Here is a 15,136-nt window from a genome sequence, read left to right as displayed (position 1 = left end):
ATAAACCATCAGGTATCCAAACTAATTAACGACCGATGGTGAACTTCAGGAGACATTCATGCAGCGTACTATCACAGCAGACAATCCTCCGTTTGCGCCTTCTGATGCACAGACCCATTTGCGCGCCGCTGCGTCGTTGTCGGCGCGGATGGATCGCTTGCCCGTCACGCGGCATCTATGGATGCTCGTGCTGCTGATTTCGCTTGGCGGCTTCTTCGAGGTCTACGATCTGATCTTCACCGGCTATATCGCGCCGGGCATGGCGAAGAGCGGGCTGCTCAAGACCACGACGGAGTCGTTCTTCGGCCTTCAGGGCATTGCAGGATTTATCGCATCGACGTTCGCGGGCCTGTTCGTCGGCACGTTCTGCTTCGGCTGGCTGCCGGACCGCTTCGGGCGACGCAAGGTCTTCACGGTTTCGCTGCTGTGGTATTCGATCGGTTCCGCGATCATGGCGTTTCAGACCTCGCCGGAAGGGCTGATCCTGTGGCGCTTCATCACGGGCATCGGCGTTGGAATCGAGATCGTGACGATCGACAGCTATATCACCGAACTCGTACCCCAGCATATGCGCGGCCGCGCGATGGCGTTCAATCAGGCCGTCATGTTCGCTGCCGCGCCTGCCGCCGCGATTCTCTCGTACTGGCTCGTGCCGATTACGTTGGCGGGTATCGATGGCTGGCGCTGGGTCGTGCTGCTGGGCTCCGCTGGCGCGGTGATCGTGTGGTTCATCCGGCTCGTCGTGCCGGAAAGTCCACGTTGGCTCGCAAGTCACGGACACGTCGAACGCGGCGAGCGCGTGGTCAGGAAAATGGAAGAGATGGCCCTAAAGCAGACGGGCCGCGCGCTTCCCGCGCCGCTTCCCGTCGTCGAACAACCGGTACATCGGCGAGCGTCGCTGGCCGAGTTGTGGCAGCCGCCGTACCGTTCGCGTCTCATCATGTTGATCATATTCAACTTCTGCCAGGCGATCGGTTATTACGGATTCGCGAACTGGGTGCCGACGCTGCTGATCGGTCAGGGCATCACCGTGACGAAGAGCTTGCTGTATTCGTTCATCATCGCGATTGCGCTGCCTTGCGGACCTTTGCTCGCGATGCTATTCGCCGACAGGGTGCAGCGCAAATGGCTGATCGTCGGCTCCGCGTTTGCAGTCGTCGTGTTCGGGCTGATGTTCGGCCAGGTGAAAACGGTGATGCCGCTGATCGTGCTGGGCGTGCTCATCAGCCTCGCGGGACAGACCATCTCGGTTTGCTATCACGCGTACCAGGCCGAACTGTTTCCGACGCGTGTCCGTTGCCGCGCGAATGGGATCGTCTATTCCGCAAGCCGCGTAGGTGCGATGATGTCAGGCTTTATGATCGCGCATTTGCTGCGTGAGTTCGGCGTAGCCGGCGTGTTCGTCGGAATTACGGCGTGTATGCTCGTGGTGATGATTTCGATTGGCGGTTTCGGGCCGAAGACGAACGGCATGCGGCTTGAAGAACTGTGCCATTGAAAACAGAAACGCCGGCCGGGTCTCGAAAGACCCGGCCGGCGTTTTAACGTCGTGCCGCGATTGAACGCGTGAAGTTACGCGTTGCCCGCCGCCTTCAATTGCAGACGGAACTTGTGCAGCAGCGGTTCCGTGTAACCGCTAGGCTGCGCGCGACCTTCGAACACCAACGCGCACGCCGCCTTGAACGCAATCGAACTATCGAAGTTCGGCGCCATCGGTTTGTAGCTCGGATCGCTCGCGTTTTGCTGATCGACGACCTTCGCCATGCGCTCCATCGTTTCGCGCACGAACTCAGCCTTGACGACGCCGTGGCGCAACCAGTTCGCGATGTGCTGGCTCGAAATACGCAGCGTTGCGCGGTCTTCCATCAGGCCGACGTTGTGAATGTCCGGCACCTTCGAACAGCCAACGCCCTGATCGATCCAGCGCACCACATAGCCGAGAATGCCTTGCGCGTTGTTCTCGACTTCGCTGCGGATTTCTTCGTCGCTCCACTGCGCACGTTCGACGACAGGAATAGTCAGCAGCCCGTCCAGCAGTTCATCGCGCACGCCGGCGAAATCCGTGCGCTCCAGTTCCTTCTGAACGGCCTGCACGTCGACCTGGTGATAGTGCAGCGCATGCAGCGTCGCGGCCGTGGGCGAGGGCACCCATGCCGTGTTCGCGCCTGCCTTCGGATGGCCGATCTTCTGCTCGAGCATCGCCTTCATCAGGTCGGGCATCGCCCACATGCCCTTGCCGATCTGCGCGCGGCCGCGCAGGCCCGCAGCGAGGCCGACGAGCACGTTGCTGCGCTCATAGGCGGCGATCCACTTGCTCGACTTCATGTCGCCCTTGCGCATCATCGGGCCCGCTTCCATCGAGCTGTGCATCTCGTCGCCCGTGCGGTCGAGGAAGCCCGTGTTGATGAACGCGACACGCGACGAAGCCTCGCCGATACACGCGGCGAGGTTCACGCTGGTGCGGCGCTCCTCGTCCATGATGCCCATCTTGATCGTGTTGCGCGCGAGGCCGAGCAGGTCTTCGACGCGCGAGAACAGCTCGCTCGCGAACGCGACTTCAGCCGGGCCATGCATCTTCGGCTTGACGATATAGATCGAGCCTGTGCGCGAATTGAGCTTGTGCGTGCGGTCATGCAGCGCGCACAGCGTCGTGACGACGCCGTCGAGAATGCCTTCGGGAATCTCGTTGCCGTCGCGGTCGAGCACGGCCGGGTTCGTCATCAGATGGCCGACGTTGCGGATGAACAGCAGCGAGCGGCCGTGCAGCTTCACGGGCTGGCCGTTCGCGCCTTGATATTCGCGGTCCGCGTTCAGGCGGCGCGTGAACGTCTTGCCGCCCTTCGTGACTTCTTCCGTCAGGTTGCCGACCATCAGGCCGAGCCAGTTGCGATAGAGCAGTACTTTGTCGTCGGCATCGACGGCGGCGACCGAGTCTTCGCAATCGATGATCGTGCTGACGGCCGCTTCCATTAGCACGTCCTTGACGTGCGCGGGGTCGGTCTTGCCGATCGAATCGTTCGCGTCGATCTGGATTTCGAAGTGCAGGCCGTTGTGCTTGAGCAGCACGGCAGTCGGCGCATTCGCGTCGCCCTGATAGCCGATGAATTGCGCTTCGTCCTGCAGCGTGGCCGTGCCATTCTTCAGTGCAATGCTCAGCTTGCCGTTCTCGATGCGATAGCCGGTCGCGTCCTTGTGCGAGCCGTTCGCGAGCGGCGCAGCGTCGTCGAGGAACTTGCGCGCGAACGCGATCACGCGCGCGCCGCGCACCGGGTTGAACTTCGCGGTGCGTTCCGCGCCGTCGGCTTCGTCGATTGCATCGGTGCCGTACAGCGCGTCGTACAGGCTGCCCCAGCGCGCGTTCGCGGCGTTCAGCGCGTAACGCTGGTTCGACAGCGGCACGACGAGTTGCGGGCCCGCCTGTTCGGCGATTTCGCGGTCGACGTTGTCGGTCGTTGCTTTCACGCCGGCAGGCGTCGGCACGATATAGCCGATGCTTTCGAGGAAGCCGCGATACGCGCGCAGGTCACGCACCGGGCCCGGATTCGCGCGATGCCACGTGTCCAGTTCGACCTGCAGGCGGTCGCGTTCGGCGAGCAGCGCGCGGTTCTTCGGCGCGAGATCGTGTACGAGGGCATCGAAACCAGCCCAGAAAGCGGCGCTATCGACACCGGTTCCTGGCAGGGCTTCCTTTTCGATGAACTGTTCGAGGTTCGCGGCGACCTGCAATCCGCCGCGTTGGGTCAATTGAGTCATGGGCTGTTCCAAGAGGGGCAAATTCTGGGCAAATTATTCTTTTTTAGCGCGGCCTTCAGCCGTTCGCGTGGCTGGCAACGGCCGCAGCACCGGCCTTTGCCACTTGCGCATCCTGATCGGCCTTGACGCCGGAAACACCGACGGCGCCGACCACCTGACCATTTACCACAACGGGCACGCCGCCTTCCAGCGTGCCCGACAACGGCGCGCTCAGGAACGCGGTGCGGCCGTTGTTGATCATGTCCTCGTACTGCTTCGATTCGCGGCGGCCGAGCGCGGCGGTGCGGGCTTTGTCCGTCGCGATGTAGGCGCTGACGGGCGCGCAGTTGTCGAGGCGCAGCAGCGACAGCAAGTGGCCGCCGTCGTCCACCACCGCGATCGTGACGGCCCACTGGTTGCGTTCGGCTTCGGCGCGCGCCGCTTCGATGATTTTCGTCGACTCGGCGACCGTCAGCACGGATTTTGTCTGCATGTTGCGATTCCTGAAACGATTGAAGTGAATTCCACCGACAGACCGGCCGCAAGCCGCCTTTGTACATGTCAGCCCACATGCGCATGCACTGTGGACGTGCATGCGAGGTCCAGTCTTATATATGACCTGGTGTCCATTGTTCCGGGTTCCAGGCGACTTGTCGACCCGGTGGAACACTGGTCATACCAGTTTTTCTCATTCTTTTTACGGCTTGAAGCACTTGCAGGCGCTGCGCCAGGGAAAACCCGCGCAACAAGTCAATGCGCTTGACCTTGATTCGCTCGGCGCGAATACTACTAAGATGTTAGTGAATGACGGATGCAGGCAAGCCATGTTCGCACTCGACGATCACCGGATTCATCTTGCAGCCGAGCCGTTCGCACGCGATGTCGATGCGCGGACCGTGAGCCCATTGCTCGCGAGTGGAACGGCATGCAGGCCGCCTGTGGATGGCGCGGTCTACGGAACGCTGTTGAACGATCGGGCCGCGCTCGATGCACTCGGCGACGCGGTCAACGCGGCGCCCTACAAAGCGCCGCCGAAAGCGCCCGTGCTGTACGTGAAGCCGCGCAATACGTTCGCCGGTCATCGTGCGAGCGTGGTTGTTCCGGACGACGCGCAAGGCGTGCAGGTAGGCGGTTCGCTCGGCGTCGTGATCGGGCGTACGGCATGCCGTGTGAGCGTCGAGAGCGCACTGGAGTACGTCGCGGGCTATACGATCGTGGCCGACCTTTGCGTGCCTCACGAAAGCGTCTATCGCCCCTCGGTGAGATTCCGCGCGCGCGATGGCTTTTGTGTGATCGGTCCCACCGTGGTCGCGCGTCGGCATGTGGCAAATCCCGACGCGCTGCGGGTCGCGATCCGCATCGAAGGAAAAGAGCCGTTCATAGCGAACATGTCCACATCGATTCGCAACGTCGCGCGCCTGATCGCCGACGTGACCGACTTCATGACGCTCGCACCCGGCGACGTGCTGACATTGGGCGTCCCGCACGGCGCGCCCATCGCGCACGTGGGCGACGAGATCAGCATCGCAATCGGCGACTGGCCGCCGCTGTGTTTCTCGATGACAGCAAGAGAAGGAGGCGGACGATGATGCGCGGCCGTGTTGCCTATGCAGGCGCGATTCATGAAGCGTATCCGCACGAACGTGGCGTGCGTCTCGCCGATGGCCGTGTGTGCCGCGAGGATGAAGTCGTGTGGCTTGCGCCCATTCAACCCGGCACGATCTTCGCGCTCGGACTCAATTACGCGGAGCACGCAAAAGAACTTCAGTTCTCGAAACAGGAAGAGCCGCTTGTTTTTCTCAAGGGCGCGGACAGCGTGATCGGTCATCGCGGGGTGACGCGGCGTCCTTCCGACGTGACGTTCATGCACTACGAGTGCGAGCTTGCTGTCGTTATTGGCCGACCGGCGAAAGAGGTGACGCGCGACGACGCGATGCGATACGTGGCCGGCTACATGATCGCGAACGACTACGCGATTCGTGACTACCTTGAGAATTACTATCGGCCGAATCTTCGCGTGAAGAACCGCGACGGCGGGACGGTACTCGGCCCCTGGTTCGTCGATGCCGCGGATATCGTCGATGTCGCGCAACTCGAATTGCGCACTTATGTGAACGGCACGCTGCATCAGAAGGGCAACACGCGCGATCTGGTGACGGACATTCCCGCGCTGATCGAATACCTCAGCAGCTTCATGACGCTGGCGCCCGGTGACATCATTCTGACGGGAACGCCTGAGGGCGTCGTCAATGTGAATGCGGGCGATGAAGTCGTCTGCGAAATAGACGGCTTGGGCCGTCTCGTCAACGCGATCGTTTCCGACGCGGCCTTCAACCGCGATTGATCATTCAGGACCCGCCATGCGAATCGAACATCTGATCAACGGCAAACCGAAGGCCGCGCGCGATTACTTCGAAACGGTGAACCCGGCCACGCAGGAAGTACTCGCCGAAGTCGCGAGCGGCACGGCGGAAGATATCGACGCCGCCGTGCGCGCCGCGAAAGACGCGTTTCCCGCATGGGCCGCAAAGCCCGCTGTCGAGCGCGCGAAACTCGTGCGCAAGCTTGGCGAACTGATCGCGAAGAACGTGCCTGAACTCTCCGATACGGAAACGCGCGACACGGGGCAAACCATTTCGCAAACGCGAAAGCAACTCGTGCCGCGTGCCGCCGACAACTTCACGTACTTTGCGGAGATGTGTACGCGCGTCGACGGTCACACGTATCCGACCGATTCGCATCTGAACTACACGCTGTTTCATCCCGTCGGCGTGTGTGCGCTGATTTCGCCGTGGAATGTGCCGTTCATGACGGCGACATGGAAAGTTGCGCCGTGTCTCGCATTCGGCAATACGGCTGTGCTGAAGATGAGCGAGCTGTCGCCTCTGACGGCGTCGATGCTCGGCAACCTCACGTTGGAAGCGGGCATTCCTGCGGGCGTGCTGAATGTCGTGCATGGCTATGGCAAGGACACGGGCGAGCCGCTCGTCGCGCATCCCGACGTGCATGCGATTTCCTTTACCGGTTCCACCGCGACGGGCAACCGGATCGTGCAGACAGCCGGGCTAAAGAAGTTCTCGATGGAACTGGGCGGCAAGTCGCCATTCGTGATTTTCGACGACGCCGATTTCGAACGCGCACTCGACGCCGCGGTGTTCATGATCTTCTCGAACAATGGCGAACGCTGCACGGCGGGCTCGCGCATTCTTGTGCAGAAGTCGATCTATGCGACATTCGCGGAACGGTTCATCGAGCGTGCAAAGCGTCTGACCGTTGGCGATCCGCTCAGCGAGCAGACGATCATCGGCCCGATGATCAGCCAGGCGCATCTGGCAAAAGTGCGCAGCTATATCGAGCTGGGTCCGAAAGAGGGCGCGACGCTCGCATGCGGTGGACTCGACGCGCCGTCTCTGCCGGACGTACTGAAGCGCGGTAACTTCGTTGCACCGACGGTGTTCGTCGATGTCGATAACCGCATGCGCATCGCGCAGGAAGAGATCTTCGGGCCAGTCGCGTGCCTGATTCCATTCGACGACGAAGCCGAAGCAATTCGACTCGCCAACGATATTTCGTATGGACTTTCCAGCTACGTGTGGACCGAGAGCACGGGCCGCGCGCATCGCGTGGCGGCCGCTGTCGAAGCTGGCATGTGCTTCGTGAACAGCCAGAACGTGCGCGACCTGCGCCAGCCGTTTGGCGGCACGAAGGCATCGGGCGTCGGACGTGAAGGCGGCACTTGGAGTTATGAAGTGTTTCTCGAACCGAAGAACATTTGCGTATCGCTCGGCTCGCATCACATTCCGCGCTGGGGCGTCTGATCTTTCCGAACGACGCGCGGTTCCGCCATTTTCGCATGGGAAAGGAGAACACGATGGGCAAGCTCGCACTGGCCGCCAAAGTGACCCACGTGCCTTCGATGTATTTGTCGGAACTGGATGGGCCACATAAAGGCTGCCGCCAGGCTGCAATCGACGGACATCATGAAATTGGCCGTCGTTGCCGTGAACTCGGCGTCGATACGATCATCGTTTTCGACGTTCACTGGCTGGTGAATAGCGAATACCACATCAACTGCGCGCCGAAGTTCGAAGGCGTTTATACGAGCAACGAACTGCCGCATTTCATCAACAACATGGCCTATGCGTATCCCGGCAATGTGCAACTCGGCAAGCTGATCGCCGAAGTCGCGAACGAAATGGGCGTGAAAAGCCGCGCACATAGCGAAACCTCTCTCGAACTCGAATACGGCACACTGGTCCCGATGCGCTACATGAACGCGGACCAGCGCTTCAAGACGATATCGATTGCAGGGTGGTGCATGTGGCACGACCTGCCGACCAGCGCGCGCTTCGGGCTCGCCGTACGCAAGGCCATCGAGGAACGCTATGACGGCACGGTCGCGATTCTCGCGAGCGGCTCGCTGAGTCATCACTTCGCGAACAACGGTACGGCCGAGCAGTTCATGCACAAGGTGTGGGACCCGTTTCTCGAACAGACCGACCGTCACGTGGTGTCGCTGTGGGAACAGGGCGACTGGAAAACGTTTTGCGGCATGCTGCCGCTCTACAACGAAAAATGCTGGGGCGAGGGCGGTATGCACGACACGGCGATGCTGCTCGGTGCGCTCGGCTGGGATCGTTACGAAGGCAAAGTCGAAGTGGTGACGCCTTATTTCGGCAGTTCGGGTACTGGGCAGATCAACGCGATATTCCCCGTTACGCCGCTGCCCGCCTGATCGAACAATGGAGATTTGCCGTGCCGCATCTCACGCTCGAATACAGCGCCAATCTGGCAAATGAAGGCAGCATCGAAACGCTTTGCCGCAAGCTCGCGCAATGCCTCGATGCGCAACGCGAGAACGATCAACGCGTCTATCCGCTCGGTGGAATACGCGTGCGCGCGGTGCGCTGCGAACAGTACTGCATCGCGGACGGCAGGCCGGATGCCGCGTTTCTGCACGCGAACCTGAAGATCGGCGCGGGCCGGTCGGAGCATGCAAAGAAGGCAACGGGCGACGCTTTATTCGACGTCATCAAGCAGCATTTTGCCGATGCATTCGAGAAGAACGGGCTGGCGCTTTCGCTGGAGATCAACGAGTTCAGCGAAGCAGGCACCTGGAAGCACAACAATCTGCACGCGCGGCTGAAGGGCTGATAAAACGCTGAGCGTGATTATCGGGAACTCAACATGCTAGACCAGACGACTATCCGTGAACTCGCCGGGAAACTCGACCAGGCCGAAAAAACGCGCACGCAATTGCGGCACTTTTCCGCTGCCTATCCCGAGATGACCATCGAGGACGGTTACGCGATCCAGCGCGAATGGGTCAAGATGAAGCTTGCCGAAGGGCACGTGATCAAGGGACGCAAGATCGGTTTGACGTCGCGCGCCATGCAGCGCTCGTCGCAGATCGACGAACCGGACTACGCGCCGCTTCTCGACTACATGTTCATTGAAAATGGCCAGGACATTCGCGCCGATCGCTTCATCGCGCCGCGTGTCGAAGTGGAACTGGCGTTCATTCTCGCGCGACCGCTCAAAGGGCCCGGTGTGACGCTCACCGATGTGCTCGATGCGACGGCCTATGTAACGCCCGCAGTCGAGATCATCGACGCGCGCATCGAGCAGTTCGATCGCGAGACGAAAGCGCCGCGAAAGGTCTTCGATACGATCTCCGACTTTGCGGCGAATGCGGGCATCGTGATGGGCGGTCGTCCCGTGCGTCCGATGGATGTCGACCTGCGTTGGGTCGGCGCGTTGCTTTACAAGAATGGCGCTGTCGAAGAGAGCGGTCTCGCCGCTGCCGTGCTCAATCATCCGGCGACGGGCGTCGCGTGGCTCGCGAACAAGATCGCCCCTTATGACGAAATGCTGAACGCGAACGATGTGATTCTCAGCGGCTCATTCACGAGTCCCATTCCTGCGCGCGCGGGCGATACGTTTCATGTCGATTACGGTCCGCTCGGCGGCATTGCGCTGAATTTCGTCTAACGCTGCCCGGTGCATCGCCGCATTTTTTTAAAACTACCAGGCCGCCCGCACATCAAGGCACAATCAGAACGTCGCGCATTCGACGCCGCACGGCGGGATGCGCCCATCGCGTGGACGCTTTTGATGCGGAGGCGGCACCATGACGTCGTCGATCAAGCTCGTGCTATTCGATATGGAAGGTGTGTTGTCGCATTACGATCGCGCGGCGCGCACGCAACGCCTGGCGCAGTTGACGGGCAAGCCACCCGAAGCCGTGCGCCACGCCATTTGGGAGTCGGGCCTCGAAGCGCGTGCCGATGCCGGTGAGATTACCGACGACGCGTATCTTCGCGAGCTTGGAGACATGCTGGGCTGCGCAGTCAGCCGCGACGACTGGCTGACAGCGCGGCATGCATCGATCACGCCGGATACGGAAACGTTGGCGCTCGCCGCTCAAGTGGCCGGTCGCCATCCGATCGCCGTGCTGACCAACAATTGCCGGCTTGTCACCGATCATATCGGCTATCTTAATCCGCCTGTCGCGCAGCTATTCGGCGCGCACGTTTATCCGTCGGCGGCATTCGGCGCCGCGAAACCCGCTGCCCAAGCGTATCTGGGCTGCGTTCGTCAGCTTGGCGTCGATGCCAACGCGACGCTCTTTATCGACGACTCCGACGCGAATGTCACGGGCGCCATCGATGCGGGGCTGCATGCGTACAAGTTCACCAGTGCCGACGCGCTTTCGGAAGAACTTGCACGCTTCAATCTGCTTTAGCGCGGGACCGTTTAACCGACGCTTTGCGCCGAACAAAGCGCTGCTCGACGACAGCCTCTCCCCATTGCGTGCCCTCGGCCTCCTCGGCCAGCTGGAAGCCGAACGCTTCATACAAATGACGCGCGGCATCTAGGCCCTTGAACGTCCACAGATAGGTTTCGTCGAAGCGTTCGTCGACGAAAGCCATGGCGCGCGTCATCAACTGCCTGCCGATACCTAAACCGCGCAGCGAATCGTCGACGATGAACCACCGCAAGTGCGCAACGCGGGTCTCCGCGTTTCCGTCGATGGCGATCGATGCCAGCGTTCGCCCGTTGTCGGAGACGAGCCACAGCTGTCTGCTGGGATCGGGAAGCAATCCGGCGAATTCGGCCAGCCCTGTCGCAACGAGCTTTTCGAAGTACGCGCCAAAGCCGGAGTGCTCCGAATAGTAGCGCGCGTGAAGACTCGCGACGTCGCCAATGCAGCCGGGCTGATAGCCCTCGATGATTTGCAGGTTCGATGCAGGGGCTTGCAGCGGCTCTTTGGCATCGTTGTCCTGCTCGAGCGCGCTTGCGTACAGCGAGAGCGCGCGCACCAAAGACTGCTGATCGGACGGCGCAAGCTTGCGCAGCGCGCTCGACACCTGATCGGTCGCAAACTTGTCGATCTTCTTGCGCAGTTGCTGGCCCGCTTTGGTCAGGTAAAGCTCCGACGAGCGTGCATCGTCGCTCGATGCAGTGCGCTCGATAAGCCCGGCCGTTTCCAGTTTGGCGACCTGTCTGCTCGCGTTCGACTTGTCGAGCCGCAGAAGATGAGTGAGATCGCGCGCCTGAATGCCCGGCGTCGCGCCGATTTCAAGAATGGCATGCACGGCCGACGGCGCGAGATCGCTGTCCGCCAGCGTGGAGCGCATGAAACCCAGTTCGCGCACGAGTTTGCGCGAGAACTCGCGCAGTTCGAGGATGGTCGAGTCTCGCGACTGGATGGGGGTGTCGATGATATCCATGATCTTTGCTCTAGTTGCGCTTCGCAACCACTATAGTTGCGAAGCGCAACTTATGCAAGTCCGGATATGGGACTCGAGCAACGGCCTGTCAGCTCACTCTATCTTCCACTTGATCGAACATCCGAATGCCGGATACTGGGTTTCGGGTGCGGCGCCCGTTTGCGCCATCTGCTGCATCGCCTCGAACAGGTCGCGGCGCGCATCGGGAAGCGGGTCTTTGCGCGACGCATCCAGTCTGCCGCGATATCGCAGCAGCAACCCGGAATCGAAACCGTAAAACTCCGGCGTGCAGACGGCATCATAGGCGCGCGCGACCTGCTGCGTTTCATCGAACAGATAGGGGAAGGGCAACTGCCAATCAGCCGATAGCGCGACCATGCGCTCGAACGAATCTTCTGGATAGGTAATGCTGTCGTTCGAGTTGATCCCGACGGTGCCGATACCCAGCGTCGCGAGATCTCGCGCTTCGCGCACGATACGCGGCAACGCGGCTCGCACGTACGGACAATGGTTGCACATGAAGATCACGACGAGTCCCTTCGGGCCGCGCACGTCGTCGAGTGCATAGGTGCGGCCGTCGGTAGCGGGCAGCGAAAACGCGGGCGCTGCCGTACCCAGTTCGCCTGGAGGAGATTCAGTACCCATCCATTGCTCCTTGATTCGAAGTGTCGAAGAACCTTCTTTCTTTCAGCAGTTGTGACGCTAACGTGCTAACGCCCCATCGCCGCAGCCATCGTGTCTTCCTTCACTTGCGTTGCAACGGGCATCGCATCGGGCGCGACATGGGACAGCCTCATCATGCGCGGTTGCAACAGCAGCGCAACGAGTCCCGTCCACCCTGTCTGATGCGAAGCGCCCACGCCACGCCCGTTGTCGCCGTGAAAGTACTCATGGAACAGGATCAGATCCTGTGAACGCGGGTCCGCCTGCAGCATCGGATACGCGGCCATCACGGGCCGCACGCCTTGCTCGTTCTTCATGAAGAGTGTGGTGACGCGTCGCGCGAGATCGTCGGCGACTTCGCTGAGCGAAGAATACTGCCCCGATCCGGTTGGATGCTCGATACCGAACTCGTCGCCATAGTAGCGATGGAACTCGTATAGCGATTCGATCAGCAGATAGTTGACGGGTATCCACACCGGTCCGCGCCAGTTCGAGTTGCCGCCGAACACACGCGAGTCCGATTCGCCAGGTTGATATTCGATGCAGACATGCACGCCGTCATGATCGAAAACATACGGTTCCTGGAGATGCACACGCGAAAGCGCCCGCACGCCATAGGGAGAGAGAAATTCGTTTTCATCGAGCGCGCGCTTGAGCAGCGATTTCATTCTGTGTCCGCGCAATAGCGAGAGCAAGGATGTGTTGCCTTTTCCGGATTCCGTCCAGCGCGACACGAGTTTCGCCAGATTCGGCCGGTGATCGAGGAACCATGCGAGCCGTTCGCGCAACCCCGGCAAATGACCATGTATCTGCTCGTCGAGTACGTGTACCGCGAACAGCGGAATCAAGCCGACAATTGACCGAATGCGCATCGGTACGCGCGCGCCGTCCGGAAGATGCAGCACGTCATAGAAGAATTCATCGCGTCCATCCCACAGTCCTGTATGACAACCTTCGCCGCAACTGACGGCTTCCGCGATATACAGAAAGTGCTCGAAGAACTTCACTGCGATTTCGACGTACGCCGCGTTCGTCATCGCGAGTTCGAGTCCGATCTGCATCAGATCGAGTGCATAGGAGGCCATCCACGCGGTGCCGTCCGCCTGATCGATGCGGCCGCCCGTCGGGAGCGGAGAAGAGCGATCGAAGATGCCGATATTGTCGAGCCCGAGAAATCCGCCCTGGAAGATGTTGCGGTCGTCTGCGTCCTTGCGGTTGACCCACCACGAGAAATTGAGCAGCAGCTTATGAAACATCACTTCGAGAAACTCGTGATCGCCGACACCCGTGATCTCGCGGTCGAGTTCATAAACACGCCACGTGGCCCACGCATGCACAGGCGGATTCGCATCGCCGAACGCCCATTCGTAAGCGGGCAGCTGCCCGTTCGGATGCATGTAGCGCTCTTTCACGAGCAGTTGCAATTGCTTCTTCGCAAAGTCGGGATCGACGACAGCGAATGCGACCGCATGAAACGCGAGATCCCACGATGCATACCACGGGTACTCCCATTTGTCGGGCATCGACACGATGTCGCCATTGCACATGTGTCGCCAGTCCGCATTGCGGCCACGCCTGCGGCCTTTCGGCGGCACCGGCTGGCCGGGATCGCCGTCGTGCCAGCGCGTCACGTCGAACTGATAGTACTGCTTCGACCAGAGCATCCCGGCAAGCGCCTGACGTTGCACGAGACGCGCGTCGGCATCGGCGATATCGTGCTGAAGCGCCGCATAGAATTCGTCGGCCTCTGCCTGGCGGCGTGTAAAGAGTGCCGGCATGTCGAGCGGCGCAGCCTCGACAGCGGATTCGGGACGCCAGCGCAGATACAGCACTGACTGTTCGTGCGGGCCAAGCTGGAGAAACACGTGCGCGGCGGCGCGCGTGCCCTTGTCGCGGCGTATCGCGCGTTCGTCGCCATCAACGAGGTAATCGTTGAAGCCGTCCTTGAACGGCCCTTCGCCGTCGATGCCGAAAATGCGGCGCGAGTTGGTTTCGTTTTCGCAGAAGAGCCATTCGATGGGCTGCTGCGCTGCTGCCGTCACGATCGTCGTGTCGAGCGCGGGATTGCGGGCGATGACCCGCGCGCCTTCTGCTGCATTCGGCTCAAGCGTGAGCGATGGCTTGCCGGGCTTGCCCGACCACGCCCACCGGTTGCGCGCCCAGAACTGCGGCAGGGCATGCAGCGTGCCGGGCAGGGTCGAACGGTTTTCGACGGTCACACGCATGACGATATCGTCTTGTGTGTGCTTCGCATATTCGATCCAGACGTCGAAGTAGCGGTTGTCGTCGAACACGCCCGTATCGAGCACTTCATACTCGGGCTGGTCCGCGCCGCGCCGCGCGTTTTCGTCGATCAGGTCCTGATACGGGTACGCGTCATGAGGATACTTGTAGAGCATCTTCATGTACGAATGCGTCGGCGTACCGTCCAGATAGAAGTAAAGCTCCTTCACGTCCTCGCCGTGATTGCCCTGCGCGTTCGTCAGGCCGAAGAGTCTTTCCTTGATGATGGGGTCGTGTCCGTTCCAGAGCGCGAGTGACACGCACCAGTCGAGCGGATCATTGCCGAAGCCCGCGATGCCGTCCTCGCCCCAGCGATACATCCGGCTGCGCGCATGGTCGTGTGGAAAGTAGTCCCATGCGGTGCCGTATTCGCTGTAGTCCTCGCGCACGGTGCCCCATTGACGGTCGCTCAGATACGGTCCCCAGCGGCGCCAACGCGCGAGGTCCGGGCCATGAAGACGCGAACCTTCCTTCGACTGGAGCAGATTGATTGCGCTTGCAGGCTGCATGGCACCTCCCGGCCGAAATCGATCGTCCGACACGTTCTACATTTGAACGTCTGTGCTTTTCCGTCTCGCGCGGCGTGCGTGGATGGAATCATGATGATATGCGTCAACTCGCTGTATGGCGATTGAAGGGCGCAGCTATCGGTCGAGCCGCGCCGATATTGCATTGTCAATCCGCGCGCGCATTGTGCTGCATACTTGAGCGCATCACATTGCGGA

The 15,136-nt window shown here is 60.9% G+C and carries 13 protein-coding genes; 8 read left to right on the top strand and 5 right to left on the bottom strand.

The features are described 5' to 3' along the window. Positions 1-58 precede the first annotated feature (58 nt). Positions 59-1,498, top strand: a complete 1,440-nt coding sequence (locus BLT65_RS42925) for an MFS transporter (RefSeq protein ID WP_091790234.1) — start codon at positions 59-61, stop codon at positions 1,496-1,498. Between the two features lie 74 nt (positions 1,499-1,572). On the opposite strand, the gene BLT65_RS42920 is transcribed toward BLT65_RS42925, so the two are convergent. Together BLT65_RS42920 and BLT65_RS42915 are read right to left on the bottom strand one after the other, a co-directional pair. Beyond that, positions 1,573-3,753 carry a malate synthase G gene (locus tag BLT65_RS42920; protein WP_091790233.1) on the bottom strand — a complete coding sequence of 727 codons (2,181 nt, stop codon included), beginning with the start codon at positions 3,751-3,753 and terminating at the stop codon, positions 1,573-1,575. 55 nt (positions 3,754-3,808) lie between these two features. Further along, positions 3,809-4,225, bottom strand: coding sequence for a heme-binding protein (locus tag BLT65_RS42915; protein WP_091790232.1), 417 nt, complete (start codon positions 4,223-4,225; stop codon positions 3,809-3,811). A gap of 331 nt (positions 4,226-4,556) precedes the next feature. Between BLT65_RS42915 and BLT65_RS42910 the strand changes: the two genes are divergently transcribed. The 7 genes from BLT65_RS42910 (at position 4,557) to BLT65_RS42880 (ending at position 10,477) form a co-directional block, all read left to right on the top strand. Then, the gene (locus BLT65_RS42910) at positions 4,557-5,321 is read left to right on the top strand and encodes a fumarylacetoacetate hydrolase family protein (protein ID WP_091790231.1); all 765 of its coding nucleotides are present in this window, start codon (positions 4,557-4,559) and stop codon (positions 5,319-5,321) included. Beyond that, complete coding sequence (locus BLT65_RS42905; protein ID WP_091790229.1) at positions 5,318-6,076, top strand: fumarylacetoacetate hydrolase family protein; 759 nt, start codon at positions 5,318-5,320, stop codon at positions 6,074-6,076. The genes BLT65_RS42910 and BLT65_RS42905 overlap by 4 nt, the downstream gene beginning before the upstream one ends. Positions 6,077-6,092: 16 nt before the next feature. Then, on the top strand, positions 6,093-7,550 hold the full coding sequence (gene hpaE, locus BLT65_RS42900; protein WP_091790226.1) for a 5-carboxymethyl-2-hydroxymuconate semialdehyde dehydrogenase: 1,458 nt from the start codon (positions 6,093-6,095) through the stop codon (positions 7,548-7,550). Positions 7,551-7,603: 53 nt separating this feature from the next. Continuing rightward, positions 7,604-8,467 carry a 3,4-dihydroxyphenylacetate 2,3-dioxygenase gene (hpaD, locus tag BLT65_RS42895; RefSeq protein WP_042315794.1) on the top strand — a complete coding sequence of 288 codons (864 nt, stop codon included), beginning with the start codon at positions 7,604-7,606 and terminating at the stop codon, positions 8,465-8,467. Between the two features lie 20 nt (positions 8,468-8,487). Next, the gene (locus BLT65_RS42890) at positions 8,488-8,886 is read left to right on the top strand and encodes a 5-carboxymethyl-2-hydroxymuconate Delta-isomerase (RefSeq protein WP_091790224.1); all 399 of its coding nucleotides are present in this window, start codon (positions 8,488-8,490) and stop codon (positions 8,884-8,886) included. Between the two features lie 33 nt (positions 8,887-8,919). Then, positions 8,920-9,723, top strand: coding sequence for a 2-oxo-hept-4-ene-1,7-dioate hydratase (hpaH, locus tag BLT65_RS42885; RefSeq protein WP_009770909.1), 804 nt, complete (start codon positions 8,920-8,922; stop codon positions 9,721-9,723). A 139-nt stretch (positions 9,724-9,862) separates the two neighbouring features. Beyond that, on the top strand, positions 9,863-10,477 hold the full coding sequence (locus BLT65_RS42880; protein ID WP_091790223.1) for an HAD family hydrolase: 615 nt from the start codon (positions 9,863-9,865) through the stop codon (positions 10,475-10,477). Here the strand turns inward: BLT65_RS42880 and BLT65_RS42875 are convergent. From BLT65_RS42875 to BLT65_RS42865, 3 genes are all read right to left on the bottom strand, one after another. Continuing rightward, entirely contained in the window at positions 10,464-11,465 is a 1,002-nt protein-coding gene (locus BLT65_RS42875; protein WP_091790221.1) for a bifunctional helix-turn-helix transcriptional regulator/GNAT family N-acetyltransferase, read from the bottom strand. The two genes, BLT65_RS42880 and BLT65_RS42875, sit on opposite strands and share 14 nt — an antisense overlap. Positions 11,466-11,558: 93 nt before the next feature. Next, complete coding sequence (locus tag BLT65_RS42870; RefSeq protein ID WP_091790219.1) at positions 11,559-12,110, bottom strand: thioredoxin family protein; 552 nt, start codon at positions 12,108-12,110, stop codon at positions 11,559-11,561. Between the two features lie 65 nt (positions 12,111-12,175). Continuing rightward, positions 12,176-14,920: an MGH1-like glycoside hydrolase domain-containing protein gene (locus BLT65_RS42865; protein ID WP_091790217.1), complete on the bottom strand. Its 2,745-nt coding sequence runs from the start codon at positions 14,918-14,920 to the stop codon at positions 12,176-12,178. Positions 14,921-15,136 lie beyond the last annotated feature (216 nt).

The sequence above is a fragment of the Paraburkholderia steynii genome, assembly GCF_900100565.1.
Taxonomy (GTDB): Bacteria; Pseudomonadota; Gammaproteobacteria; order Burkholderiales; family Burkholderiaceae; genus Paraburkholderia; species Paraburkholderia terrae.
This window is presented reverse-complemented; position numbering and strand designations above follow the sequence as displayed.